The organism is Schumannella luteola (genome assembly GCF_013408685.1).
Classification (GTDB): Bacteria; Actinomycetota; Actinomycetes; order Actinomycetales; family Microbacteriaceae; genus Schumannella; species Schumannella luteola.
The window spans coordinates 1,276,396-1,300,972 of sequence record NZ_JACBZY010000001.1 but is presented as its reverse complement, the minus strand read 5'-3'; the positions used below and the strand labels follow the sequence as shown (position 1 = coordinate 1,300,972).

25 protein-coding genes are annotated in these 24,577 nt (G+C 72.1%); 13 read left to right on the top strand and 12 right to left on the bottom strand.

Annotation, left to right across the window (positions count from 1 at the left end):
* Positions 1 to 20: 20 nt before the first annotated feature.
* From BJ979_RS05805 to BJ979_RS05780, 6 genes are read left to right on the top strand one after another with little or no spacing between them, the layout of a single operon-like run.
* Positions 21 to 1,823 (top strand): ABC transporter permease, encoded by a 1,803-nt coding sequence (locus tag BJ979_RS05805; RefSeq protein WP_179566074.1) that lies wholly within the window; start codon positions 21 to 23, stop codon positions 1,821 to 1,823.
* Positions 1,820 to 2,815, top strand: a complete 996-nt coding sequence (locus BJ979_RS05800) for an ABC transporter ATP-binding protein (RefSeq protein WP_179566071.1) — start codon at positions 1,820 to 1,822, stop codon at positions 2,813 to 2,815. Before BJ979_RS05805 ends, BJ979_RS05800 begins: the two co-directional genes overlap by 4 nt.
* Positions 2,812 to 3,564: an ABC transporter ATP-binding protein gene (locus BJ979_RS05795; protein WP_179566062.1), complete on the top strand. Its 753-nt coding sequence runs from the start codon at positions 2,812 to 2,814 to the stop codon at positions 3,562 to 3,564. The genes BJ979_RS05800 and BJ979_RS05795 overlap by 4 nt, the downstream gene beginning before the upstream one ends.
* Positions 3,561 to 4,565 (top strand): putative FMN-dependent luciferase-like monooxygenase, encoded by a 1,005-nt coding sequence (locus BJ979_RS05790; protein WP_179566060.1) that lies wholly within the window; start codon positions 3,561 to 3,563, stop codon positions 4,563 to 4,565. Before BJ979_RS05795 ends, BJ979_RS05790 begins: the two co-directional genes overlap by 4 nt.
* A 46-nt stretch (positions 4,566 to 4,611) precedes the next feature.
* On the top strand, positions 4,612 to 5,220 hold the full coding sequence (locus tag BJ979_RS05785) for a CMD domain protein (protein ID WP_179566058.1): 609 nt from the start codon (positions 4,612 to 4,614) through the stop codon (positions 5,218 to 5,220).
* Positions 5,220 to 5,825, top strand: a complete 606-nt coding sequence (locus BJ979_RS05780) for an alkylhydroperoxidase domain protein (RefSeq protein WP_179566056.1) — start codon at positions 5,220 to 5,222, stop codon at positions 5,823 to 5,825. Before BJ979_RS05785 ends, BJ979_RS05780 begins: the two co-directional genes overlap by 1 nt.
* A 119-nt stretch (positions 5,826 to 5,944) precedes the next feature.
* Here BJ979_RS05780 and BJ979_RS05775 read toward each other — a convergent pair whose 3' ends face one another.
* Genes BJ979_RS05775 through BJ979_RS05765 form a run of 3 tightly spaced genes read right to left on the bottom strand, consistent with a single transcriptional unit; the run spans position 5,945 to position 8,737 of the window.
* Positions 5,945 to 6,817 (bottom strand): DUF6999 family protein, encoded by an 873-nt coding sequence (locus BJ979_RS05775; protein WP_179566054.1) that lies wholly within the window; start codon positions 6,815 to 6,817, stop codon positions 5,945 to 5,947.
* A 1-nt stretch (position 6,818) separates the two neighbouring features.
* The gene (locus BJ979_RS05770; protein WP_179566051.1) at positions 6,819 to 7,538 is read right to left on the bottom strand and encodes an iron-containing redox enzyme family protein; all 720 of its coding nucleotides are present in this window, start codon (positions 7,536 to 7,538) and stop codon (positions 6,819 to 6,821) included.
* Positions 7,535 to 8,737, bottom strand: a complete 1,203-nt coding sequence (locus BJ979_RS05765) for a 3-oxoacyl-[acyl-carrier-protein] synthase III C-terminal domain-containing protein (protein WP_179566049.1) — start codon at positions 8,735 to 8,737, stop codon at positions 7,535 to 7,537. Before BJ979_RS05765 ends, BJ979_RS05770 begins: the two co-directional genes overlap by 4 nt.
* Before the next feature lie 166 nt (positions 8,738 to 8,903).
* On the opposite strand from BJ979_RS05765, the gene BJ979_RS05760 reads away from it, so the two are divergent.
* A complete protein-coding gene (locus BJ979_RS05760) occupies positions 8,904 to 9,416 on the top strand; it encodes a metallophosphoesterase family protein (protein WP_343046609.1) in 513 nt (170 codons plus the stop codon).
* A 16-nt stretch (positions 9,417 to 9,432) separates the two neighbouring features.
* On the opposite strand, the gene BJ979_RS05755 is transcribed toward BJ979_RS05760, so the two are convergent.
* Complete coding sequence (locus BJ979_RS05755) at positions 9,433 to 10,059, bottom strand: hypothetical protein (RefSeq protein WP_179566045.1); 627 nt, start codon at positions 10,057 to 10,059, stop codon at positions 9,433 to 9,435.
* Positions 10,060 to 10,305: 246 nt separating this feature from the next.
* Between BJ979_RS05755 and BJ979_RS05750 the strand changes: the two genes are divergently transcribed.
* From BJ979_RS05750 to BJ979_RS05735, 4 genes are all read left to right on the top strand, one after another.
* Positions 10,306 to 11,121: a hypothetical protein gene (locus tag BJ979_RS05750; RefSeq protein ID WP_179566043.1), complete on the top strand. Its 816-nt coding sequence runs from the start codon at positions 10,306 to 10,308 to the stop codon at positions 11,119 to 11,121.
* A gap of 93 nt (positions 11,122 to 11,214) precedes the next feature.
* Positions 11,215 to 11,421, top strand: a complete 207-nt coding sequence (locus tag BJ979_RS05745; protein WP_179566041.1) for a hypothetical protein — start codon at positions 11,215 to 11,217, stop codon at positions 11,419 to 11,421.
* An 85-nt stretch (positions 11,422 to 11,506) separates the two neighbouring features.
* A complete protein-coding gene (locus BJ979_RS17910) occupies positions 11,507 to 12,403 on the top strand; it encodes a lytic murein transglycosylase (protein ID WP_218853450.1) in 897 nt (298 codons plus the stop codon).
* A 356-nt stretch (positions 12,404 to 12,759) separates the two neighbouring features.
* Positions 12,760 to 14,337, top strand: a complete 1,578-nt coding sequence (locus tag BJ979_RS05735) for an HNH endonuclease signature motif containing protein (RefSeq protein ID WP_179566039.1) — start codon at positions 12,760 to 12,762, stop codon at positions 14,335 to 14,337.
* 213 nt (positions 14,338 to 14,550) lie between these two features.
* On the opposite strand, the gene BJ979_RS05730 is transcribed toward BJ979_RS05735, so the two are convergent.
* From BJ979_RS05730 to BJ979_RS05710, 5 genes are all read right to left on the bottom strand, one after another.
* On the bottom strand, positions 14,551 to 15,720 hold the full coding sequence (locus tag BJ979_RS05730; RefSeq protein ID WP_179566037.1) for a PaaX family transcriptional regulator: 1,170 nt from the start codon (positions 15,718 to 15,720) through the stop codon (positions 14,551 to 14,553).
* A 17-nt stretch (positions 15,721 to 15,737) separates the two neighbouring features.
* Entirely contained in the window at positions 15,738 to 17,051 is a 1,314-nt protein-coding gene (locus tag BJ979_RS05725; protein WP_179570051.1) for a kynureninase, read from the bottom strand.
* Between the two features lie 8 nt (positions 17,052 to 17,059).
* On the bottom strand, positions 17,060 to 18,358 hold the full coding sequence (locus BJ979_RS05720; RefSeq protein WP_179566035.1) for an amidohydrolase family protein: 1,299 nt from the start codon (positions 18,356 to 18,358) through the stop codon (positions 17,060 to 17,062).
* A complete protein-coding gene (locus BJ979_RS05715; protein WP_179570050.1) occupies positions 18,351 to 19,139 on the bottom strand; it encodes a tryptophan 2,3-dioxygenase in 789 nt (262 codons plus the stop codon). The genes BJ979_RS05720 and BJ979_RS05715 overlap by 8 nt, the downstream gene beginning before the upstream one ends.
* Before the next feature lie 217 nt (positions 19,140 to 19,356).
* Positions 19,357 to 20,079 (bottom strand): MBL fold metallo-hydrolase, encoded by a 723-nt coding sequence (locus BJ979_RS05710; protein WP_179566032.1) that lies wholly within the window; start codon positions 20,077 to 20,079, stop codon positions 19,357 to 19,359.
* Positions 20,080 to 20,167: 88 nt separating this feature from the next.
* On the opposite strand from BJ979_RS05710, the gene BJ979_RS05705 reads away from it, so the two are divergent.
* Positions 20,168 to 20,731, top strand: coding sequence for a TetR/AcrR family transcriptional regulator (locus BJ979_RS05705; RefSeq protein WP_179566029.1), 564 nt, complete (start codon positions 20,168 to 20,170; stop codon positions 20,729 to 20,731).
* 49 nt (positions 20,732 to 20,780) lie between these two features.
* Here BJ979_RS05705 and BJ979_RS18080 read toward each other — a convergent pair whose 3' ends face one another.
* From BJ979_RS18080 to BJ979_RS05690, 3 genes are all read right to left on the bottom strand, one after another.
* Positions 20,781 to 21,818 carry a Gfo/Idh/MocA family protein gene (locus tag BJ979_RS18080; RefSeq protein WP_179566027.1) on the bottom strand — a complete coding sequence of 346 codons (1,038 nt, stop codon included), beginning with the start codon at positions 21,816 to 21,818 and terminating at the stop codon, positions 20,781 to 20,783.
* A gap of 61 nt (positions 21,819 to 21,879) precedes the next feature.
* Positions 21,880 to 22,080: a hypothetical protein gene (locus BJ979_RS05695; RefSeq protein WP_179566025.1), complete on the bottom strand. Its 201-nt coding sequence runs from the start codon at positions 22,078 to 22,080 to the stop codon at positions 21,880 to 21,882.
* Positions 22,081 to 22,311: 231 nt separating this feature from the next.
* A complete protein-coding gene (locus BJ979_RS05690) occupies positions 22,312 to 23,364 on the bottom strand; it encodes a substrate-binding domain-containing protein (protein WP_179566023.1) in 1,053 nt (350 codons plus the stop codon).
* A gap of 310 nt (positions 23,365 to 23,674) precedes the next feature.
* Between BJ979_RS05690 and BJ979_RS05685 the strand changes: the two genes are divergently transcribed.
* A complete protein-coding gene (locus BJ979_RS05685) occupies positions 23,675 to 24,532 on the top strand; it encodes a sugar phosphate isomerase/epimerase family protein (RefSeq protein ID WP_179566021.1) in 858 nt (285 codons plus the stop codon).
* Positions 24,533 to 24,577: the final 45 nt, after the last annotated feature.

Sequence of the window (24,577 nt, the reverse complement as noted above, 5' to 3'; positions counted from 1 at the left end):
GCTGAGGGCGCTCACACCACATGCTCGACACCCTGATCGCCGGCCTGCTCCGAGGCAACATCTACGCCCTCGGAGCGGTCGGCATCTCGCTCGTCTTCGGCGTCATGAACGTCGTCAACTTCGCGCAGTTCTCGTTCTTCGGGCTCGGCGCGATGCTCGCCTGGTTCGGCATCGTCAAGCTCGGCCTGCCGTTCTGGCTGGCGCTGCCGCTCGTGCTCGTCGTCTGCGCCGGCATCGGCCTGCTGACGAACGTCGCCGTCGTGCGGCCGCTCGCGAAATACCTGCCGCTCGCGGCGATGCTGTCGACCTTCGCCGTGTCGCAGATCCTCGACAACGCCTCGCAGGTCGCGTTCGGCGCGAACTTCCGCGCCTTCCCGAAGGTGCTGCCGACCTCGAACTTCCGCGTCGGCAACCTCGCCTTCGGCACCTCCGACCTGGTGATGCTCGGCATCACGATCGTCGTGATGGTCACGATGTCGCTGTTCCTCAAGTACGGCAGGATCGGCCGGGCCATCCGCGCGACCTCGCAGGATCAGGAGGCGGCGCTGCAGGTCGGCATCCCGGTCGCGGGCGTGCAACACGTCTCCTTCGTGATCGCCTCCGCCCTCGGCGGTCTCGCCGGCGTCTTCATCGCGCTCTACGTCGGCGTCGCGAACCCCTCCTCCGGACTCGAGACCGGCCTCGTCGCCTTCGTCGCGGCGACCCTCGGCGGGCTCGGCTCGCTCGTCGGGGCCGTGATCGGCGGCTTCGTGCTCGGCGTGCTCGAGGCCTTCGGCATCCACTTCTTCGGCGACACCGCCCGCGAGATCATCGTCTTCGCGGTGCTCATCATCGTGCTGATCGTGCGCCCCGGCGGGCTGCTCGGGCGCGTGCCGCTCATCTCGAGCGAGCCGCTCACCGGAACCTTCCTCGGGCGCGGCCGGCCGTTCCGCATCCCGAAGTGGGTGTGGCCGATCGCCCTCGTGATCGCGGCGGTCGTCGTGCCGCTCGTCGGCGGCGACTACGTGCTGACCACCGGAACGCAGGTGCTGATCTACGCGACGATCGGCGCCGGCTTCACCCTCACCGCCGGGCAGGCCGGCGTGCTCGCACTCGGCCAGGCCGGCCCGATCGCGATCGGCGCCTACAGCTCGGCGCTGCTCACGACGGTCGTGCACCTGCCGTTCTGGGTCGCGCTGCCGGTGTCTGGGCTCATCGCCGCGATCATCGCCTCGATCCTGTCGTCGCCGATCTGGGGCGTGAAGGGCCACTACATCTCGATCGCCACGCTCGGCGTCGGCACCGTGATCGTGGCCGTCATCCAGTTGGTGTTCCCGCAGGGCATCTACGGAATCCCCTTCCCCGAGTGGTTCGGCACCCCGCTGACCTCGCCGCTCGCCTACTACCTGATCGACCTCGGCGTGCTCGTGATCACCCTCGTGGTGATGTGGCGCATCCGCCGCTCGCACCTCGGCAAGGTCATCGCCTCGGTCGGCAGCGACGAGACGGCCGCCGTCGCCTCGGGCGTGCGCGCCCGCGACTACAAGGCGCTCGCCTTCGCGGTGTCGGCGTTCTTCGCCGGCGTCGGCGGCTCGCTGCTCGCGCACCAGTACACCTACATCGACCCGACGATCTTCACGACGCTCATGTCGCTGCTCGTCGTCACGATCGTCATCATGGGCGGCGTCAACCTGCCCTACGGCGCCGTGCTCGGGTCGATCGTGCTGATCGGCGCGATGGAGCTGCTGCGCTTCACGCCCGAGCTGCGCATCATCGTCTACGGCCTCGTGCTGATCCTCGTCGTGAGGTTCCGGCCGGGCGGACTGCTGGTGAGGAACTCATGAGCGAGAACACGGCTGCTGCCGACGCATCGGCGACGGGCGAGGTGGATGCGGCGGCTACCGCGACGGCGGATGCGCTGCTCAGCGTCGACGGCCTCGAGCGCCACTTCGACGGCGTGCGCGCGGTCGACGGCGTCAGCTTCACGGTCGCCCCGCACGAGGTCGTCTCGATCATCGGGCCGAACGGCTCAGGCAAGACGACGACGCTCAACCTGGTCAGCGGCGCGCTGCGCGCGGGCGCCGGCACGATCTCGCTCGAGGGCCGTCGCATCGACCACGCCGACCCGGCGCGCATCGCCGAGGAGGGCGTCGCCCGCACCTTCCAGAACGGCCGCGTCTTCGCGACCCTCTCGGTGCGCGACAACGTCGAGGTCGGGCTGCACTCGACGCTCGTCGCGAGCCGCCCCTTCCGCCGGCTGTCGCGGCTGTTCCTGCTGAAGTGGGTCCCGCTGCTCGGCGAGCTGTTCATCGCGATCATCGGCACGCCCGCATCCCGGCGCGAGCAGAAGCAGATCGATGCGGCCGTCGAGAGCGAGGTGCAGCGCTTCGAGGCCCGCCTCGGCCCGCGCCGCGACGACCCCGCCTACTCGCTCAGCTACGCCAACCGCCGCCGCACCGAGATCGCCCGGGCCCTCGCGCTGCAGCCGAAGCTGTTGCTGCTCGACGAGCCGACCGCCGGCATGAACCAGTCGGAGACCGCCGAGGTGCTCGAGCAGCTGCTGCAGCTCAAGGCCGACGGCCAGGCGATCCTGCTCGTCGAGCACAAGCTCGACCTGGTCATGACGGTCAGCGATCGGGTGATCGTGATGGATGGCGGCCGGATCATCGCGGAGGGTCCTCCGCAGACCGTGCGGCACGATCCGGCCGTGATCGAGGCGTACCTCGGGCGGCGGCGCGGGCTCGGGGGCGGCGTGGATGACGTCGTGAGCTCCGGGGACGCGGTCTCCGGCGACGCGGTCTCCGGCGACACGACCACCGGAGGGGACGAGGCATGAGCGCCCTGCTCGAGCTCGACGACGTGCACGTCTACTACGGCCCGTTCCACGCCCTGCGCGGCAACACCCTCACGGTCGGCGAGGGCGAGATCGTCTCGCTGCTCGGCGGCAACGCGAGCGGCAAGTCGACCACGATGAAGACGATCCTCGGTCTCGTGAAGCCGAAGGGCGGCACCGTGCGCTTCGACGGACGGGATGTGACGCACGCCTCGACGCGGCAGCGGGTCGTCGCCGGCATCGCCTCCGTGCCCGAGGCGCGACGCGTGTTCCCGCAGATGACGGTCGACGAGAACCTGCTCGCCGGGGCCTTCACCCGCAAGGACCGCGCCGGCATCCAGGAGGACCTCGGGCGCATCCGCGAGCACTTCCCGCGGCTCGCCGAGCGCCGCCGACAGGAGGCGGGCACGCTCTCCGGCGGCGAACAGCAGATGCTCGCCTTCGGCCGCGCGCTCATGAGCCGCCCGCGTCTCATCTGCATGGACGAGCCGACCATGGGCCTCTCGCCCAAGCTCGTCGATCAGGTGCTCGACGAGATCGCGCGCATCAACCGCGAGCTCGGCGTCGCCGTGCTGCTCGTCGAGCAGCAGGCCGAGCTGGCGCTCTCGATCGCCTCGCGCGGCTACGTGCTCGCCTCGGGCGAGATCGTGCTGCAGGGCGGATCGCGCGAGCTGCTCGACGACCCCGAGATCCAGGTCGCGTACCTGGGCAAGGCGACGGACACCGCCGCAGAAAGCGACACCACCGCATGACGTTCCGACTCGGATTCTTCACCCGCCTGCTCGACGACGTCGCGCCGGTCGAGCGCTACCGCAACGCGCTCGCCCAGATCGTGCACGCGGAGGAGCTCGGCTTCGACACGGCCTGGGTGGCGCAGCACCACTTCCACGGCGACGAGGGCGGGCTGCCGTCGCCGTTCGTCGTGCTGGCGCAGGCCGCGGCGCAGACCTCGCGCATCCGCCTCGCGACCGGCATCGTGACGCTGCCGCTCGAGGCGCCGATCCGGGTGGCCGAGGATGCGGCGGTGCTGTCGCTGCTCTCGGGTGGACGCTTCGAGCTCGGCATCGGCTCCGGCGGCACCTCCTCGTCGTTCCCGCCCTTCGGCCACGACCCGGCCGACCGCCCCGCGATCTACGCCGCGCACAAGGAGACGCTGCTGCGCGCGCTGCGCGGCGAGGTGCTGACGAGCGACGGCGGTGCGCTGTACCCGCCGGCCCCGGCCGAGCTGCTCTCGACGCTCTGGGAGGCGACCTTCTCGGCCTCGGGCGCCGCGCGCATCGGCGGCGAGGGGCACGGGCTGCTGCTCTCGCGCACGCAGCCGCGCCGCGAGTACACCGGCACCGGCTCAGCCGTCGACCAGGTCGAGATCGTCGAGGCGCACGCCGCCGCGCTGCCGGCCGGCGTGCCGCAGCGGGTCATGGCGTCGCGCTCGGTGCTCGTGGTCGACGACGAGGCCGAGGGCCGCCGCCTGCGCGCCGCCGGCATCGCCGCCTCCGTGCCGCAGATCGAGAAGCTCGGCGTCACGCTGCCGTCCGGCGTCTCCGACGAGGAGGCGGCCGCCTACCTCGACCTGCACATCGGCACGCCCGAGCAGGTCATCGACTCGCTCGGCGCCGATCCGATCGTGCCGCTCGCGAGCGACGTCGTGTTCCAGCCGCATCCGGTCGACCCGCCGCACGCGGTCGTGCTGCGCTCGCTCGAGCTGATCGCCGAGCGCGTCGCGCCGGCGCTGGGCTGGGCGCCGGGCGCCTGACTTCCCGCTTCCCCATCCATCCGACCGAACCCCTCGAGAGGACCCCATGACCGCCGATGTCATCGACCGCCTGGTCGGCGTGAGCGAGGGCGACAGCCTCGACGCCGTGCGCCGTCAGCGTCCCGACGCGAAGGCCAACGCCCAGGCCAGCTACGACGCGCTCTTCGACTCCGAGGACCTCACGCAGGTGTCGCAGCTCGAGCGCCGCGCCGTCGCCTACTGGGCCGTCGCGCTCACGCAGAGCCCCACCGCCGGCTACTACCGCGAGCTGCTCGCGGCGGAGCCAGCCGGCACGAGCGCCCTCGACGGCGCCGCCCTCGCGACAGCTCTCGATGTCGCGCTCGAGGATGCCACCACGGTCGGCCCCTACGGCGACTTCCCCGCGGGCCCGCTCTCGGTCGAGAACGTCGACGGCCTGCACTGGGCGCCCTCGGCCCCGCTGGCCGCCGCGACCGGCGAGCGCCTCGCCGCCGCGCTCGCGCACACCCACCTGCTGACCTATCGCCCGCGCGACGCCTCGCAGGACGCCCTGCAGGCGCTGCTCGACGCCGGCTGGTCGACGACCGGCATCGTGACGCTGTCGCAGCTCGTGTCGTTCCTGGCCTTCCAGTCCCGCGTCGTCGCGGGCCTCACCGTGCTGAAGGGAGCCCTGTGATGAGCGAGAGCGTGCTGCGCCCCGAGAACACCGAACCGGTCGAGTTCACCCAGGAGAACCTCGGCTGGGTGCCGTGGCTCGAGCCCTTCCCGATCGACGAGCTGACCGAGCGCCACTGGCACGGCCTCACCGACAAGGGCCGCGCCAACAGCGACTACTTCCGACTGCTGGTGCGCGACCCCGACATCCTCGGCGCCCGCACCCGCACCGACAACGACATCTTCTACAACGAGAAGGGCGGCCTGCCGCGCGCCCTGCGCGAGCTGTCGGCGACGACCGCCTCGCGCGTCAACGGCTGCATCTTCTGCGCCTCGGTGCACTCGCGCTTCGCGACCCAGAAGTCGAAGCGCGGCGACGAGGTGCAGGCGCTGCTCGACGGCGGCGTGGATGCGGAGCAGCCCGACGCCGCCTGGCGCGCCGTGATCGACGCCTCGGCCGCGCTGACCCGCACGCCGAGCGACTTCGGGCCGCAGCACGTGCAGGCGCTGCGCGACGCGGGCTTCGACGACCTCGCGATCGCGGACGTCATCCACGGCGCGGCGTTCTTCAACTGGGCGAACCGGCTCATGCTGTCGCTCGGCGAGCCGACGCCGCCCGCGAGCTGAGGCGCGCGAGCTGACGAAGCTCGCCCCCGACTCAGAGGAGCCCCTCACCGCCGGGACGTGAGGTGAGGGGCTCCTCGCCTTGTCGGCTGTTCGTCTAGTCGGCTCGTCGGGGATGCCGCTCAGGCCTCGGTCGCCCCGACGGCCGCGGTCGGCGCGATCCCGGCTTCGGCCTCCGCGGCCAGCTTCACGAGGTGCGCGTGCGCGTACTCGCAGATGAGGGCGTGGCGGTAGACGGTGCGCGGCACATCCACGTTCGAGTCGAGCCAGAGGCTGAGCCCGCCGACCTTCCAATGCCGGAAGGTGTCATCGTCGGTGATGAGCGCGAGCATCTCGAGGAAGCTGTCGTCGAAGCGCATCGAGTGCACGGCCCGGCGGTACTCCTCGAGCGACAGGGCCATCGAGAACGGGATGTTCATGAAGCAGAGCGCGGTCTGGATGTCGAGCTTGAGCGGCCGACGCCGGTGCCGCTCGGGGTCGAGCTCGGGCATGTCGAGCTGCTGGAAGTCGAGCTCCGCGCGCGGCCGCGCCGTGATCGGCGCCCCGTCGAGGGCGATGAGCACGTCGTAGACGTTGATGTCGTGCTCGACGACGGCGTGGTCGCCGAGTCCGGCGAGCGCCGTCGGCCGCAGCGTGACCGGCTCGATGCGCGCCGGGGTGTTGCGGATCACGAAGTTGACGACGTTCGTCTCGATCACGAAGTGGCGGATGAGCAGCTCGACCGCGTCGGGATCGACGAAGCGGCGCAGGAACCAGACGCAGAGCACGTCCATCATGCCCAGCGGCATCCACCGGAACGGCAGGATGCGCTTGAGCGCCGACACGACGCCGACCACGAGCCGCGAGACGACCCGGGCGATCGGATGCAGCCAGCGCCGCGAAGGCCGCTGCTGGTCGACGACGATCTTGCGCAGCAGCTCGCGGTCGAGCGGCACCGAGGGATCGGCGTAGACCGCATCCCACATGCCCGGATCCGAGAGCACGGGCGCGGTCACGTCAGTTGTCCAGCTCTTCCAGCTGGAGCGCGTAGAGCCGCGCGACGACCTCGGCGCAGCGCACGATCTCATCCGCGGTGCTCGCGTCGATGAGGCCGGAGGTGAGGATGCCCTCCATGTCGCCGGTGTGCTGACCGTCGGCCTCCTGGTGGTAGATCATGAAGTGCACCTGGTTGTCGGCCAGGCCCAGCACCTCCTGGAAGCGCGCGGCCCACTCCGCCGCGCGGCGGGCGCCGAGGCCCTCGATGATGAACATGGCGCCGAGCAGTCCCGCCGGGTTCGGCCGGTCGGCGTAGTGGAAGAGGTAGCCCGACAGCGCCTCCGATCCGAGGTTCTTGCGCCCGGCGCGCAGCTCGGTGAGCGAGCCGCCGACGGCGACGTAGTCGCGCTCGAGCATGAGGTGGTCGCGGTGCTCCTCCTCGGCGTGACGGATGGCGGCCGACCGCAGCTCGAAGTGCTCGACGTCGAAGTTGGAGGCGGCCCGCGCGATCCAGGGCGAGCCGTCGATCACCTGCTGGCGCAGGTTGAACAGCAGCCGCTGGTAGTCGTGCAGGGTGACGGTGCCGGCGGCGAGGCGCTGCAGGATCGGCACCCGATCCAGGCGCTCCTCGAGCGTCGCCCAGACGCCGGCGAGGCGCTCGAAGAGCGAGGCGGGGATGTCGGCGTTCACCTCGCCGGCGCTCGAGAGATCGGCGGCGGCACTGTCGGTCGTGATGCTCATGCGGAGGCTCCTGTCGAAATGGGCGATGACGGGGTGGATGACGACGGGGTGGATGACGACGGATCGGCGGGGATCGCACCGGGCGGCGCGACGACCGTGAGGTGCGCGAAGGCGAAGGAGAAGCGCCCCGACTCGGGCACGGCGAGCAGGATCGTCTCGCCGGGGGCGAAGTCGCGGGTGCGCCACGCCTCCTCGAGGGCGATGAAGATGCTGGCTGAGCCGGTGTTGCCGCGCGTCTCGAGGTTCGAGTACCAGCGGTCGGTGTCGAGGGTGGGGATGCGGCGGCGCAGCGCCTCGAAGGCGACGTCGCGGAAGACGTTGGTGCTGTAGTGGCAGATCACGTGGTCGAGGTGGCGCACATCCACCAGGCCCGTGTCGACGAGCTCCTCGAACTGGCCGATGCCGGCGCCGGCGAGCTCGTCGAGCATGCTCACGTCCTGCCGCAGCAGGAACATGCCCGCCGCATCCGCTTCGCCGATCGAGCCGTCCTGCCAGGTGCCGCCGACCTCGGCCGCCGCGCCCGACATCCCGGCGCGCATGCAGACCGGATGCTCGTGCGCGAGCGAGACCTGACGCACCCAGTCGACGCGCAGCGAAAGCCGGGTGGGATGCGGCTGGAACTCGACGACGACCGCGCCGGCCCCGTCGGAGAGCATCCAGCGCAGGAAGTGCGCATCCATGCCGGCGCGGATGCCCTCGTAGCGCCGCTCGCGCAGGCTGCGGCTCGGCAGCTCGGAGCCGACGACCGCGGCGCGGGGGTGGTCGCCGAGGCGGATCTTGCTGACCGCCGCATCGAGCGCGGCGAGGCTCGAGGCGCAGACGCCCGAGGCGCTGAGCGTCTGCATCGGCCCGCCGCCGAGCCGGCCGTGCACCATCGACGCGAAGCCCGGCACGAGCACGTCGCCCATGGTCGTGGCGCAGACGAGCATGCGCAGGTCGGCGGCCTCGATGCCGCGGTCGTCGAGCGCCGCCCGGAGGGCCTTCACCGCGAGCTCTTCGTTGAGCTCGGTCGGCTCGCCGTCGCCGTCGAGCGCGTAGTGCCGCTGCCGGATGCCGTTCTGCTCGAGGATGCGGCGGCGGATGCGCTCGGTCACCGCATCCGTGCCGCCCAGTCGCCCTGCGATCTCGTCGTTGCCGACCGGCGGACCCGGCAGATAACTGCCGAAGCCGGTGAGGTACGCGGTCGCGAGAGACGCCATGTCGCTGACGATAGGGATGCGCGACCGGCTCGCGGTCAGCGCCAGCCCCGATCTGTGCAGAGTTCGGGGGCACCCCGGATCTGTGGATAACGGCCGCGGAATGCGGAGCGCCAGACCGTGCCAGCCTGTGTCGGCCCGCGTCACCCGCCCGCGCTACCGTCGGCTCGTGCCCACCCGCCTGCTGCTCGTCGCCGACACGCATGTGCCGAAGCGGGCGCGCATCCTGCCCGACCCGGTTCTCGCCGCGGCGCGCGAGGCCGACCTGATCGTGCATGCCGGCGACTGGGTGGATGCGGCCACGCTCGATCTGCTCGAGAGCTGCGGCGAGGTGCTCGGCGTATGGGGCAATAACGACGGCCCAGAGCTGCGGGCGCGGCTGCCCGAGACCGCCCGGCGCGACATCGACGGGGTGCGGTTCGCGGTCATCCACGAGACGGGCGCCGCCGGCGGACGCGGGGCGCGCATGGACGCCGCCTTCCCCGACGCCGACGTGCTCGTCTTCGGACACAGTCACATCCCCTGGGATACGACGACGCCGCGCGGGCTGCGCCTGCTCAACCCGGGCTCGCCGACCGACCGTCGCCGCCAGCCGCACTGCACCTTCGTGACGGCGACGGCGGATGCCGGCGAGCTGCGCGACGTGGAGCTCGTGCGCCTGCCGCCGCGCAGCCAGGCGTAGTCAGGCGTAGTCAGGATCAGCCGGGGTTGCGCGGATCGAGAGAGGTCGCCGCGGCGGGCAGCTGCTTCTCCTCGGGAGTGCAGTCGACGACGGCGCCCTCGCCCGAGGCATCCCAGCGCAGACCGGTCGTCTGACCGACGGCCTGGACGGCGCACGTCAGATCGCCGTCCTGCTCGCCGAGCGATGCGGAGATGGACGGCATGGAGACCGAGGGCGCTCCCCCGCCGAAGAAGATCTCGAGATCGCCGCGACGGTAGTCCAGCCGCTGAGTCCAGGGCGATGCGACGGGTCCGACATCGCGCGATCCGCCGTTCACGTCGTCGGGATCGGCGTAGTGGATCGCGGCGATCATGCCGGTCGACGAGGTCACCCGCACGACCAGCACGACGCGCTCCTCGGCACGCACGCGCGCCGCGTCGTCGATGGCCTGGATGCGCGCGGAGACCGCGCGCGCATCCGACACCGCGACGACGGCGATCTGGCCGGCGATGCCCGCGATCGCGAGCACCGCGCCGACGGCCGCGACGAACCGGCGCCACGACGGACGCCCTGCCGCCCGTGCGGGCCGGACGATCGGGTCGAGCGCGCAGAGCAGAACGGCGAGCACCCCGAGCAGCCAGGCGGGCGACGCGGATGCGGCCACCGGTATCACTGCGCAGCAGACGGCCGCGAGACCGAGGCCGACCAGGCCGAGGCGAGGATCGCGGCGGAGCCCGGGCGCCGGAAGCCGCCGGAACCAGTGGGGGCGTCGGCGGGCCGCGCCGTGATCGGCCGTCATCCTGCCCCCTTGAACTCGTGCGACGCTCATCTTCACACGACGCGCGATTCCGAGCACCCCACACGAAGAGGGGGCCTGCGCGACCGCCGACATCGAACTAGCCTCGCCGTCGTGCCCCCTGTCGACGCGCCCGACGGCCCGGTCGCGGAGGACGCGCCGCACTCCGTCGCCATGCTTCCCCGCCGGTATGCGCGGGCCGTGGTGTGGTCGCCGGCGAGCTGGGGTCGCCGGCCTGCGAGCACCGCCGATCTCGCCGTCGGCGCACTCCTGACCGTGCTGCTCGCCTGGTCGGCCTGGTCGCTGCACCTCGCCGCCGTCGAGATCGCCGCGGGTCGCGTCACCTACGGCGGCCTGATCGGCTACCGCCCCGAGCACGTGCCCGAGCTCGCCGCACAGGGCTGGGGCTGGTTCGCTCTGTTCTGCCCGGCCGGGGTGGCCTTCGTGATCTGGATGCTGCTGCGCGGCTGGAAGGACGCCGTCTCGGTGGGGGCGGCGCTGCTCGCCGCTCTCGGCTCGGGCGTGGTCGGCCTGTTCGTCGGCGTCGGCGTGCTGATGCGGCTCGACTTCCCGATCGCCTCGGCCGCCGCGAGCGGGATCGGCGCGGCCTGCGGGCTGCTCACCGTCGACGCGCTCGCTCAGCGTATGCGGATGGCGCACGCGAACCGGCGACGCGCGGCGACCGCGCTCGACGGTGACGCGGATGCGACCCCTCCGCCGCCAGCCGCGACGGGGTCGACGGGCGCGCCGCGCAAGCGCATCCCCGACCCGGTCGCGAGCACGAGCCGCGCGCTTCCGCGCACGGTGCTCGTCGTGCTCGGCACGATCCTGCTGCTGGCCGTGATCATCGATCGCCTCATCGCGTTCAGCACGACCGGCCAGCTGCTCGGACCGCCCGTGCTGCTGCCGGTGCCCCGGTTCGATCGCTGAACAGCGCGGAGCGGAGCCGAACGGCAGATGGAGACGGGGCGTGCACCGCAGCGGCACCGTCGCCCGCGCGGATGGTCTGGATAGCCTCGGTACGTGATTCCCGATCCGGTGCTCTGGATGCTGCTCGGCGTCGCGCTGCTGCTGATCGTCGCCGTCGAGACGGTGACCATCCGCGACATCGTGCGGCACCCCCGCATCAGCCGCGACCAGAAGACCGGGTGGATCGTGATGGTGCTGCTCGTCGGCATCGTCATGACGCCGGTCTGGTTCGCGAACGAGGAGCGCTTCGGGCGGGAGTGAGCGGACCCGGCGTCGCTCCGGCGTCGTCCGGCTCGCCTATCATCGGGTCGTTCGTCGTCTCCCTCGATCGCCTGGATCCCCGCCCGTGACCGACCCCGCATCCGAGCCGTCGCCGGTCGCGCCGCGCACGCGACGGCAGTGGCTCGCGCTCGCGCTCGTCGGCGTCGCGATCGTCGGCTGCGTGGCGCTGTTCGCCGGGGCGCTGCTCGCGACGATGCCGGGCGGCCGGCGCACAGCCGGTCCGCACGGGGTCAGCTCGGCGCCCGACGCGGTCGCGTCGGGGTCGGCGGGGGATGCGGCGAGCGGCTCGACGGACGGAAGCGGCGGCGGATCCGGTGCGGACTCCGGCGTCGGCTCGGGGTCGACGGGGTCGGACTCCGGGACCTCCCCCGGCACGATCTCGCCGGCGTCCACCGGCATCAGCTCGCTCGCCGACGCGGCCTGGATCGCCCGGGTCGCCGCCGGCACCGGCATCCCCTCGCGCGCCCTGCAGTCGTACGCCGGCGCCGAACTGCGGCTCGCGCAGGAGCAGCCCGGCTGCCGACTGCGCTGGAGCACGCTCGCCGCGATCGGCTCGGTCGAGAGCGGGCACGGCAGTCACGACGGATCGGTGCTCGGCGCCGACGGCACGGTCGCTCCGGCGATCATCAGCATCGCGCTCGACGGGCGCACGACCGACGCGATTCGCGACAGCGACGGCGGCGCGCTCGACGGGGATGCGCGCTGGGATCGGGCGGTGGGTCCGATGCAGTTCCTGCCGTCGACGTGGGCGCGCTTCGGCGCCGACGGCAGCGGCGACGGCGTGGCCGACCCGCAGAACCTCGACGACGCCGCGCTCACCGCCGGCCGCTACCTGTGCTTCGACGGCGCGGACCTCGCGACGGATGCCGGCTGGATCGCCGCGATCGCCAGCTACAACGACACCCTCGACTACAACCACCTCATCGCCGACGCCGCGAAGCGCTACGCGCGGGTGCGCTGATCCCGCGACCTTCCTGTCGTGACGCGCTGATTCGCTGCGAGGAGCCGCCGGCCCAGGCGCCCCGGAGATCGACGCCGACGCCGGCGCAGACGGCGACGCCCGGATCTGCGGTGCGCGATCGGGATGCGGCTCGGTCGAGCCCCGAGACAGCCGGCTGGGGCCGCGACGCGTGATGGCAGATGAATCCTGAGCGGCGCCTCCAGCAGCTCGAGAGCTCGTGCGGCCTCTCGATCACCGGCGGCTGAAATGTCGGTGGCGTATGCAGTCGGAGTCGGCGCGGAATGGGTTTCTGACCTGCGGTTCTGATGCCGCGGCCGGTACCGGTGGATGTCGGTGGCGGCTGTCATGGTGTGGGTATGGAGAAGCCCACGACGACACCCCGAGGCGATGACCTCGGTGGTGGTCTCGCGGGTGCGGGCGACCTTCGGGAGGTCACGCTCGAGGGCCTTGTCGGGCGCGCCGGAACCGTGTCGGCGCGAGTGTGTGCGGCGCAGGTCGCGGAGGTGCGGATGCTCGCCGACGCCGGCTTCTACGCCGAACGCGAGTCGGCGGGTGCGGCCGCGAGCGTGAAGGCGCACGACATGGCACTGCGGGCTGTCGCCGCGGAGCTCGGCGGGGTGCTGCGGCTCTCGGACCGGGTCGTGCAGGGTCGCATCGGCGACGCCCGCGAGATGGTCGAGTTCTACCCTGACGCCGTCGACGCGTGGGAAGCCGGGCTGATCAGCCGCGGGCACATGAACGTCATCGTCACCGCCGGGCGTGCGGTACCCGTCGAGCTCCGGGCCGAGTTCGAAGCCGAGGCGATCGACCGGAGCCTCGCTGACACCCCGAACCGGGTCCGGGCCGGTCTGGAGATCTACGCGGAGCAACTCGCCCAGCGCAGCCTCACCGAACGCCACGAGGAGGCCGCGCGGGAGCGGTGCGTGCGCGTGTTCCCGGGGCGGGACGGGATGTGCGATCTCGTCGCCACCGTCCCGATGGTGATCGGCGACGCGATCCTCGACCGCCTCACCCGCATGGGCCAGACCGTGAAAGACGCTCGCTCCCCGCAGGCCGGCGAGAGCCGTCCACGTCCTGACTCGGCATTCGGTGTCTGCCAGGGCGATGTGCGAGCGCACGCCGGAACCGCCGACGAGTCGACGGACGAGGCTCCTTCTGACGTCGAACCCGACCTGCGCGGGATCGATCAGATCCGCGCCCAGGTGCAGGTCGTGGTCCCCGCACTCGCGCTGGTCGGCCACGGCGAATCGCCCGCGGATCTGGTCGGACGATCGCCGACCGACGCGGACACCGCGAGGACGCTCGCCCGCAACGCGCCCTCGCTCACCCGGATGCTGACCGACCCCGTCACCGGAACCGTCACCGCCGTCGACTCCTACCGGCCGAGCTGGGCGCAGCGCCGGCACCTGCGCGCCCGCGACCAGCATTGCCGCTTCCCCGGATGCCGGCAGGCCGCCATCCGCTGCGAACTGGATCACACCCTCGACCACGCCCTCGGCGGCCCCACCGCGCTGAGCAACCTCGCCCACCTCTGCCAGCGGCACCACTCCATGAAGCAGTTCACCGGATGGACGGTGCGACAGCTGTCCGGCGGCGCGCTCGAATGGACCTCCGAGACCGGACGGATCTACAGCGAGAACGCCCCGACACCCGCCGTCGCATTCACCCCCGACTCGCCGACGACGACCCCACCAGTGCCATCCGACCCGGCGAACCCGACCGAACCACCGGGTCCACCGGCACCCCCGGCACCCCCGGAACCGCCGACGCCACCCGACGCCGCAACCGACCCACCGGACCTGGACATCCCGATCGACCCCGACCCCGACGCGCTCGACCGGTTCTTCGAGCTGCTCGAGATCGAACTCGGCCGACACGTCGACCTCGCACCCGACGACCCACTCGACCGCGCGCTCGACCCCGCCCCCTTCTGACGTTCGGGGCGCGGGGTGGCCCGGGGCTCGGGAGCAGCAGGTCCGGACGTCCGAACGCCGTCACGGGCCATCGCGGGCGTCGCGGTGTCACGGGCGTCGCGACGTCACGGGCGTCGCGACGCCGACCACGGTGACCCCGACAGCGATGACCCCGACCACGACGCCGATCCTCACGTCGAGCGCCCCGCGAGCCCGGAACCGCGAGCGAGCGCCTCAGCGCGCAGACGCGCGCGCGGCGTGACGCGACGCGGCATCCGCATCGCGTTCCGAGAGCTCGAGGAACGCCGGGATGCTGAGCCGGCCGGGCCAGTCATCCGGCAGCAGCTCGAACGGCAGGCCCGGATCGACGTAGGGGATGTCGCGCCACGCATCCACGGCGACGACGTAGCGGCGGAAGGCGGCCGCCTCCGCGAACCCCGGCCCCGCCTCCGTGACCCCCGGCCCAGCGTCCGCGAACCTCGACCCCGGCCCCGACCCCGACCCCGGCCCCGGCGCCGGCGCCGGCGCCGGCGCAGTCGCAGTCGCGTCATCAGCGAGCGGCATCTCGAGCGCTGTCTCTGCCGTCGGATCCGACTCGGCGGGCAGCCCTGCGAGCACCCGCAGGAACTCCTGGTGACGTGCGGCGATCGCCGGCAGGTCCCACCAGGTGGCCACGGCGTCGGCGAGCGATCCGGCCGGGCGCGGGTCATCCGCGAAGAAGAGCACCGTCGACGCGCGCACCGCCAGCTCGTCGAGGATCTCCTCGACCTCATCGGCCAGGAACGCCGGCGCGATCCAGAGACCGGGGGCGACCGTGCCGCATCCGATTCCCTGCAGGCGTCGCCGCAGCTGCGCGCGCACGCCGCGCTGCTGCTCGGGCAGCGAGAACGAGATCAGGCACCAGTCATCGCCGGGCACCATGCGCCGCGGGGCGAAGATGCGCCGGTCGCCGCGCTCGAACATCCGCTCGGCGGCCTTCGCGAAGGCGTAGCCGGCGACACCGTCACGGCTCGCCGCGACCAGCACCCCGCGCTGCTTCAGCCGGGTGAACGCCGAGCGGGTCAGCGCGGTCGCCGCCCCGGCGTCAGCGGCGAGCCGCACGAGCGCCGCCGTCGACATCCACCCGCCCGAGCGCCGCAGGTAGAGGCCGACGATCGTCAGCACGAGCGACGGCACGCTGCCCGTGCGCATCCCCAGCTCGTCGACGAGCGCCGCCGCCGCCAACGCCCGAGTCGTCACCCTCGGTGCGGTGCCGGCCACTCCGAACGCCGGGGTGACCTCGCGCGCACCGGGCGTCGCCGCTGGGCCTGGCACGCCGGGCACTCCGGGTACGGCCACGGGAGCAGGAGCAGGATCGGTCGCATCCGGAACGCGGCCGGCCACCCCGCGGGGCGATCGGCTCACATCACCAGACGACCGGCTCACGCGGTCGATCCGGGCGAGTCCGCGCCGGCACCCGCCACACCCGCCGCGCGCAGCTCCTCGCCGATCGCGCGCACGCCCGCCTCGACCTCGGCGAAGGTCGTGCTGAGCGGCGACAGCCCGATGCGGATGCCGTCGGGCGCCCGGAAGTCGGGGATCACACCGCGCTCCCACAGCCGCGCGGTCACGGCGCGGAACGACGGATGCGCGACTGTGAGGTGACTGCCGCGACGCGCGCCGGCCGGCGGCGACACGAGGCGCGCCCCGTGCGGCAGCACGTGCACCCCGAGCGCCCGCTCGGCGAAGTCGGTCAGCGCCCGCGACTTCGCGTGGATCGCCGCGACGCCGGCCTCCTCGATGAGGTCGAGCGTCGCATCCATCGCCTCCATCGCGAGGATCGCCGGGGTGCCGCTGAGGAAGCGCCGCACGTCGGCCGCCGGCTCGTAGCCGGGGCCCATCGCGAACACGTCGGCGTGCCCCATCCATCCCTGGATCGGCTGCCGCAGCTCGCCCTGCAGCGAGGCCCGCACATAGCCGAACGCCGGCGCGCCGGGTCCGCCGTTGAGGTACTTGTAGGTGCAGCCGACGGCGAGATCGACGCCCCACCCGTCGAGCTCGATCGGCAGCACTCCAGCGCTGTGGCAGAGATCCCAGACGACGAGCGCACCCGCTTCGTGCGCGAGCCGCGTGATCGCCGGCACGTCGGCGGCGAAGCCCGAACGGTAGGCGACGTGGCTGAGCAGCACGACCGCGGTGCGCTCGCTCAGCACCTCGGCGACGAGCTCGGGGGTGACCCCGCCGGCGGGGTCGGTCGGCACCCAGCGCACCGTCGCGCCCGCCTCGGCGGCGATGCCCTCGACGATGTAGCGGTCGGTCGGGAAGTCGTCGTCGCCGAGCACGAGCTCGGTGCGTCCCGGACGCCCGGCGAGCGCCGCGCGCACCAGCTTGTAGATGAGCACCGTGGTCGAGTCGCCGATGAACGTCTGCCCCGCGGCGGCGCCGAGCGCGACCCGGCCCAGGCGGTCGCCGAGCTCGACGGGGCGCCGCATCCACCCCTCATCCCAGCCGCGGATGAGCCGGGTGCCCCAGTCGTGCTCGATGAAGCGCGTCATGCGCGCGGCCAGATCGGCGACCGGACGCCCCAGCGAGTTGCCGTCGAGGTAGGCGACCACTCCGGGGCTCGGCGCGAAGCGGCTCGTGAAGCGGGCGAGCGGATCGGCGGCGTCGAACGCCGTCGCCACCGCGGCGAGCGCGGCCGCCGGGTCGAAGCCGTCGCCCGATGCGGAGTCGGGAACGGGGGTGGATGCGGAGATCGCGTCGGTCACGAGAGGTGCTCCTCGAGGTGGGCGGCGTGCACGGGGCGCGCGCCGAGCAGGGTCGGGATGAGCTCGGCGAGGTCGGGGGTCGCGAGTCGGCCGGGTTCGGTGCCGGCATCACGCGGGGCGGCGTGCGAGCGCGGGTCAATGGTGGGGCGGTGCTCGTCGTCGGCGCGCAGGGTGGCGCGAGCCGGCGGGGTGGTGCGGGCCGACGGGGCGGTGCCGACGGACAGGGCTGCATCCGCGCCGAGCGCGGCGTGCGTCGCGGCGTCACTCGGCAGCAGGGAGACCGTGGCTCCCCAGGTCGGCAGCAGGCCCCGGCTGTCGAGGGCGTCGAGCAGGGCGACGGCGCTGAGGCCGGCCGAGCCCAGCAGCTTCAGTTCGCGCGGCTCGAGCTCGCCGTGGCCGAGGTCGTTGCCCGCGTCGGTTCCGTAGACGACCGTGCCGCCCGCGGCGACGAAGCGGCGGGTGTTGTCGAGGGCGGTGTCGAGCGCATCCGTGCCGGCGCCGCGGCCGCGCTCGTGGATGTCGAGGGTCGCGATCCAGCGCAGGCCCGCCCCCGCCATCCACGCCAGCAGGGCGTCGTCGAGGCGCTCGGTGAAGGGCGCATGCGCGAGCGCGCTGACCCCGGCGCGTCCGGCGCGCTCGGCCTGGCCGACGCCCTCGACGTGCGCGATCACGGGGCGCCGCCGACGCCGCGCAGCCGCGACGATCGCCTCGAGCGTCGCGTCGTCGTGAACCGGGCCGGCATCCGCGTTGAGCGTCACCTTGATCACGTCGGCGCCGAGTGCGACCTGGGTCGCGACGACGGCGTCCGCCTCGACCGGCGCGGCGACGCCGACCACCGACCCCGGCGGAGCCCAGCCGCGCGTCGACGGATAGCCGCCCGGCGCCGTGAGGAACGCGCCCGCGAAGCGGACCTCCGTGCGCGTGAAGCCGGAGGCTGCGTCGGCCGCCGCCGCCCGCGCGACGATCTGCGCCGGATCCCAGCCCAGATCGAGCACCCGCGCGAGCGACCCGGAGGGCCGGTCGGCGAGCTCGGTCAGACCGACGTGCACGTGCGCGTCGGTGATCGGCGGCAGCACGGCCGCCCGCAGCCGCGGCGCCGCGGCCGGATCGATGCCGGCGGCCTCCGCGCGGGCGAGGTCGACGACCGAAGCCGGGTGGATGCGGTCGGCGCCGACCGCGAAGAGCACGTCGCGCTGCCAGCGGCCGTCGACGCGGGCGAGGTCGGCGCGCACGAGTCGCGCGGAGCGCGCATCCGCGCCGGCCGGGCCCGAGAGCGCGCGCGAGCGCTCAGCCAAGGCGCGTCCGCACCGCGTACATCTCAGGGAAGAACGTGAGGTTCAGCGCCCGCGCCAGGAAGTCCGCACCGCTCGATCCGCCGGTGCCGATCTTGCCGCCGATCGTACGGCCGACGGTGCGCAGGTGCCGGAAGCGCCAGAACTGGAAGTTGTCCTCGAGGTCGACGAGCTCTTCGCAGCTCTCGTAGACGTCCCAGTGCGTCTCGGCGTCGCGGTAGACGGTCTCGAAGAGATCCACGATCCGCTCGTCGAGCACGTGCGCGACCGTGACATCGCGGTCGACGATGTCGGCGGGGACGGCGTACCCGCGTCGCGCGAGGAGACGCAGGAACTCATCGTAGAGGCTCGGCCGTTTCAGCTCCCGCTCGAGCAGCTCGCGGTTCGCGGGCTCGGCATCGAACACCCGCAGCATCTTCGCGTTCTTGTTGCCCAGGCCGAACTCGACCGCGCGGTACTGCGCCGACTGGAAGCCGGACGAGCTGCCGAGCGAACCGCGGAACTCGGCGTACTCGGTCGGCGTGAGCGTCGCGAGCACGCTCCACTGCTGCGTCAGCACCTCCTGGATGTGCTTGATGCGGGCGATGCGCTTGAGCGCGCCGCGCAGGTCGTCGGCCGCGAGGAGGCGCCGGGCGTCATCCAGTTCGTGGATGACGAGCTTCAGCCACAGCTCGGTCGTCTGGTGCTGCACGATGAACAGCAGCTCGTCGTGGTGCTCGGGCACGCTCACCGGCAGCTGCGCGGCGAGCAGCGTGTCGAGCTGCAGGTAGCCGCCGTAGCTCATCCGGTCGCTCAGGTCGGTGACGATGCCGGCCTCGAGCGGACGGGTGTTGTCGTTGGCCGCGCTGTCCGTCGCGCTCGCAGCCGCGCTGTCGGTGGATCGGTCGTCGTGCGTGCTCACGGAGCCTCCACGGATGCGCGGCCCGCACCCTGCGCCGGTTCATCCGTGTTGCACGATAAGTGCGTCCGTCATGATTACGCAATACCCGCGAGCGCGCGACTCAGACGCGCGCCGCCTCCGCGGCCCGGTAGGCGTCGATCAGCGCGTCCGGACCGCCGCGCCAGGGAGCGCCGTGACCCGGGATCACCCAGTCGACGTCGAGTCCGCGCAGCTTGTCGAGCGACACCGAGGAGTCGTGCTGGTCGTCGGTGAACGGCGCCGGCTGCGGCCCCTCGACTCCTGTCAGCACGTGCCGTGTCGTGAGCTCGTCGCCGACGAACACGGCGCGCTGCGCCGGCGCGAGCACGGCGATGCTGCCCGGCGAGTGCCCGGGCATCCCGATCACGACGGGTGCGCCGGGCAGGTCGAGCACGTCGCCGTCGGCGACCGGCACGACCTCCTTCAGCGGCGGGATGCGCACCATGCCCTTGCGCAGGCCGTAGGCGGCGAAGCCGAGGGTCGGGCCGAGCTTCATCGCATCCTTCGGCGTGGCCGGCGGCTTCGCACCGCGGGCGCGGTCGGCATCCCCCGCTCCGATGAAGACGGGGATGCCGAGCTCACTGCGCAGACGCTCGGCGAAGCCGATGTGGTCGCTGTCGCCGTGCGTGAGCACGATGCCGCGGACGTCGGTGATCGGCCGGTCGAGCGCGTCGAGCTCACGGCGGAGGTCGGAGTAGTGGCCCGGCAGGGCGGCGTCGACGAGCGTGATGCCCTCGGCGGCGACGAGGAGGTGGGCGGCGACGATGTCGTTGCCGATGCGGTGGAGTCCCGGTGCGAGCTGCATGATGGCTAAGATAATTAGCTATCAGACATCCGTCAAGCACGGATACCCCGCACGGATACCGTGACAGCGACGAACAGGAGCCCCATCCATGCCGACCCCGCCGAAGACCGGCATCGACCAGGTCGTCGCCGCCGCCCGGGCCCTGCTCGAATCCGGCGGACCGGATGCCGTCACGATGAGCGCCGTCGCCGAGCGCGTCGGCGTGCGCTCGCCGAGCCTCTACAAGCACGTGCGCGACCGACGCGCCCTGCTCGCCGCCGTCGTCGCGGCGACCGTCGACGAGCTCAACGACCGCGTCGAGGCAGCGGCCGACCCCGCCGACGCGACCCGTTCCATCCGCCGCCAGCTGGATGCGCTGCGCACCTTCGCGCTCGCCAATCCGCAGGGCTACGGGCTCGTCTTCGGCGTCGCCGAGGGCGTTCCGCGCCCCACCCCGGACGATCTCGAGCGCAGTCTCGCCCCGCTGCTCGCCGCGACGGCCGCCCTCGTCGGCGCCGCGCACGCGCTCGACGCCGCGCGCTTTCTCACCGCGTGGGCGAACGGCTACCTCACGATGCGCCTGAGCGACTCGCTGCAGATGGGCGGCGACCTGGACGCGGCGTGGGACTGGGGCGTCGAGCGCGCCGTCGCGGCGGTGTCGCCCGGCGCCTGAGCCCGCCGACGACCCGGCTGCGACCCGGCTGCGGTGCGCCGGCGGGCCGTCAGGGGAGCGTCACGTAGATCGAGGGGCGCTGCTCGACCACGACGTCCGCGCGCGCACCCGAGCGCGCCGCCGCGATGCCCGCCTCGCACAGGGCGACGGTGAGCAGGCCATCCCAGGCCGATGCACCCGTCCACCCGTCGCCGACACCACGAAGACCGTCCACCCACTCCTGGAACTCACGGTCGTAGGCGGCTGCGAATCGCCCGACGTACGAGCGGTCGACCGCGCGATGGCGACGGCCGTCGTGCAGGGTCGTAGGCCCCTCGGGGGCGTCCGCGACGACGCTGCCCGCCTCGAACACGGCTTCGGTCGCGACCTGGTAGGCCGCCTGCGAGCTCATGTTGATCTCGACGTCGGCGAGCACTCCCGATTCGGTGCGCAACAGCAGCATGATCGGATCGCTCACGCCGTCCCGCGCATGGCGACTGCTCTTGCCGCGCCGCACCTCGACCGAGACGACCGGCTCACCCGCGAGCCACGCGACGATGTCCATCTCGTGCGCGGCAGCATCCTCGATCAGAAGCGCGTCATCCCAGCCCGGAGGCAGGTCGGGATTGCGGTGCCGGCAGTGCAGCAGCAGCAGATCGCCGAACGCGGCGGCGCGCGCGACCGAGCGGAGCGCGCGGTAGCCGTCGTCGAAGCGACGATGGAACCCGACCGAGATCAGCCGGCGCCCGATCGCGATCTCGTGATCGACGACCCGGCGAGCGCTCACGGCATCGAGGGTCAGGGGCTTCTCGCACAGCGTCGGCAGCCCCGCGTCGAGCAGTTCGTGCAGCGCCGCCTCGTGGAAGGCGCCCGGTGAGGCGACGACGGCGGCATCGATGCCGCCGTCCGCGATCGCGCTCGTCAGATCCGGATGCCACACCGCCGAACCCTCTGAGCTCTCGACACCCACCGCACCGCGCCCCGCATCCGGCTCGATCACGGCGACGACCTCGGCGCCCCTCGTCGAACGAGTGAGCCGACGGATGTGGTCGAGACCCATCGTCCCGGCGCCGATCACGGCGATACGGATGTGCTCTCGGCTTTTCACAGCGTTGTCCCTTCGTCGTCGAGGCGTTCACGGCTCTGATTCGAGCGCCGGAGCCCGGAGGTCAGGCATCGCGCAGTTCGATGAGCGCGGCGATCAGCTCGTCGATGAGGACCTCCCGCTGCCGGGCCGAGCTGCCCTCGATGGTGAGGCGACGGACGCGCGATGCGTCGTCGCCTCCTCGGGCGATCACCGCGACGCGATCTCCCGCGGTGCGGTCGATCTCGAAGATGTCGCCCTCGGCGAGCGCGAGTCCCTCAGCCATGTCGGCCCCCTGACCTCGTCACGATCCATTCCGGCCGTCTGCCACGTGCGGCGTCGGCGGGCCCCTCACTCGGGAGCGACCACAGCGGGCGCCGGCACGGTCTCCCGCCCGGCGCCCGCCGCACCATCGGCGGCCCTGCGTGGCCGCCTCCGCACCCCGACGGCGGCCACCACAGCCGCACCGTCGGGAGAAGGGGGATGCCGAGACGCCCAGGGCATCCCCCCGCCGGGATCAGCGCACGCCGGCCTTGGCGCCGCTCACGGCCTTGTCGACGTTGTCCTTATCCACCACGAGCGGGCCGGTGAGGATCGGCTTGGTCGGGGTATCGAGACCGTAGGTCACGTACTGGAAGCCGGCCGACACGGCGTAGAAGCCCTGCAGGTACGGCTGCTGGTCGATCGTCGCGTAGGCGACGCCCGACTTGACCGCGTCGAGGATCTTGGAGTCGACGTTGAAGTGCACGTACTTGACCTTGTCGCCGACGCCCGACTGCTTGAGCGCATCGAGGGCGGCGGCCGCGTCGGAACCGCCGACCGTAGCGAGACCGTCGACGTCGGAGTCCTTCTGCAGCGCGGCCTTGATGGCCTGCGACACCGCGGTCTGATTTCCGTAGCTCGAGCCGGCGAGCGAGAGCTGAGTCGACTCGCCGCCGCTCTTCTTCAGTCCGTCGGCCACGCCGCGGCATCGGTCTTCGAGGTTCTGCGCACCGGGCACGGTGTTGACGCAGACGTTCTTCTTCACGCCGGCCTTGCCGAGCGCCTCGCCGCCGGCCACGCCGGCCAGGTACTCGTCGGTGCCGATGTAGGTCAGCGCGCCGACCTTCTCGGCCTCCTCGTAGCCGCCTGCGTTGTAGAGGATGACCGGGATACCGGCGTCGACGACCGACTTGATGGCCGGATTCTCGGCCTCGGGCACCCAGTCGGGCACGGCGATGAGGCTGGGCTTCTGGCCGAGCGCGTTCTTCACGAGCTGGGCGGCGTCGGGGCCGATGTTGTTGTAGTCCTTGAGCGCGAGGTAGGTGACCTTGCCGCCGTGCGACTCGACGACCTTCTTGGCGTCGTCGACACCGCGCTTGATCGACGAGAAGAATGCGTCGTCGCTGGCGCCGCCGATGATGACGATGTTGACGCCCTTGGCGTCGTCGTCGGTCGTGCCGGTCGCGGTGCCGGCGCCGCCGGAGGTGCAGCCGGCGAGCGCGGCGACCGTGAGGCCGGCGATGACGGGGACGGCCGCGAGCAGGGCTCGGCGGCGACGAGACGGGCGGCGGGTGAGCGAGACGACCATGTCCCAGCTCCTTTCGTTGTCAGCGACGCTGCTGTGCCGACCAGGATGGCCGACTTCACTGCTGTCGCCCGATGAATGGATGAGGCGATGCGAGGGGATGGTGCTGTGGGTGGATGCGGGCATCCGCCACGAACGTTAGACCGGTCTATTTTGTTCTGTCAATAGGCCATATCCTCGACAGGTGTCGGGGTTTGACAGGACATATTAGACCGGTCTAGTTTGCGTTGCGAGTGCGCTGTCGCGCTCCGGCGCGGATCTCCATCGCCGGCGCAGCTCGGCCGCCGCGATCCACGACACCAGGAGCCCGTTCATGAAACTCACCATCGACCCGCTGCCATTCCGGCACCTGCCGATCCCCGAGATGGTGCGCACCGTCGCCGAGCTCGGCTACGAGTACATCGAGTTCTCGCAGCGCGACGACTTCTTCCCCTTCTACCTCTACCCGCGCGCGAACGACGACCTCGTGCAGACGCTCAAGCGCTCGCTGAAGGAGACCGGCGTGCAGATCGCGTCGGTGCTGCCGATCCTGCGCTGGTCGAGCCCCGACGAAGACCAGCGCCAGGCCGCGGTGCGCTCATGGCTGCGCTCGATCGACATCACGGTCGAGCTCGGCGTCGACCAGATGAACTCCGAGTTCTCGGGCCGCCCCGAGCAGTCGGAGCGCAGCGAGGGCCAGTTCCTCAAGTCGATGGAGGTCATCCTGCCCCGCCTCGAGAAGGAGGGGATCAAGCTCAACATCGAGCCGCACCCCGACGACTTCATCGAAGACGGCATCGAGGCGATCCGCTTCATCCGCGGCCTCAACTCGAAGAACGTCGGCTTCCTCTACTGCGTGCCGCACACTTTCTACCAGGGCCACGACATCGCCGAGATCGTGCGCTACGCGGGCAAGGACCTCAAGCACCTGCACCTCGCCGACAGCTTCGACTACCGCGCCTCGGGCGGCCGCCGCTACCTACTCAACCCGGCCGAGACCAACGCGACCGTGCATCAGCACCTGCCCTACGGCCAGGGCGAGGTCGACCTCGACGCGTTCTTCGCCGCCCTCAAGGAGGTCGAGTTCGACGGCATCGCGACCGTCGCCGTCTTCTCGCAGGAGGAGAAGGCTCACGAGAACGCCGTGTGGATGCGCCACGAGAGCATCCGCCGCCTGGGCATCGCGGCCTGACGTCGGCGCGCATCGCATCCCGGATGCACGAAGCCCCGGCTCCCG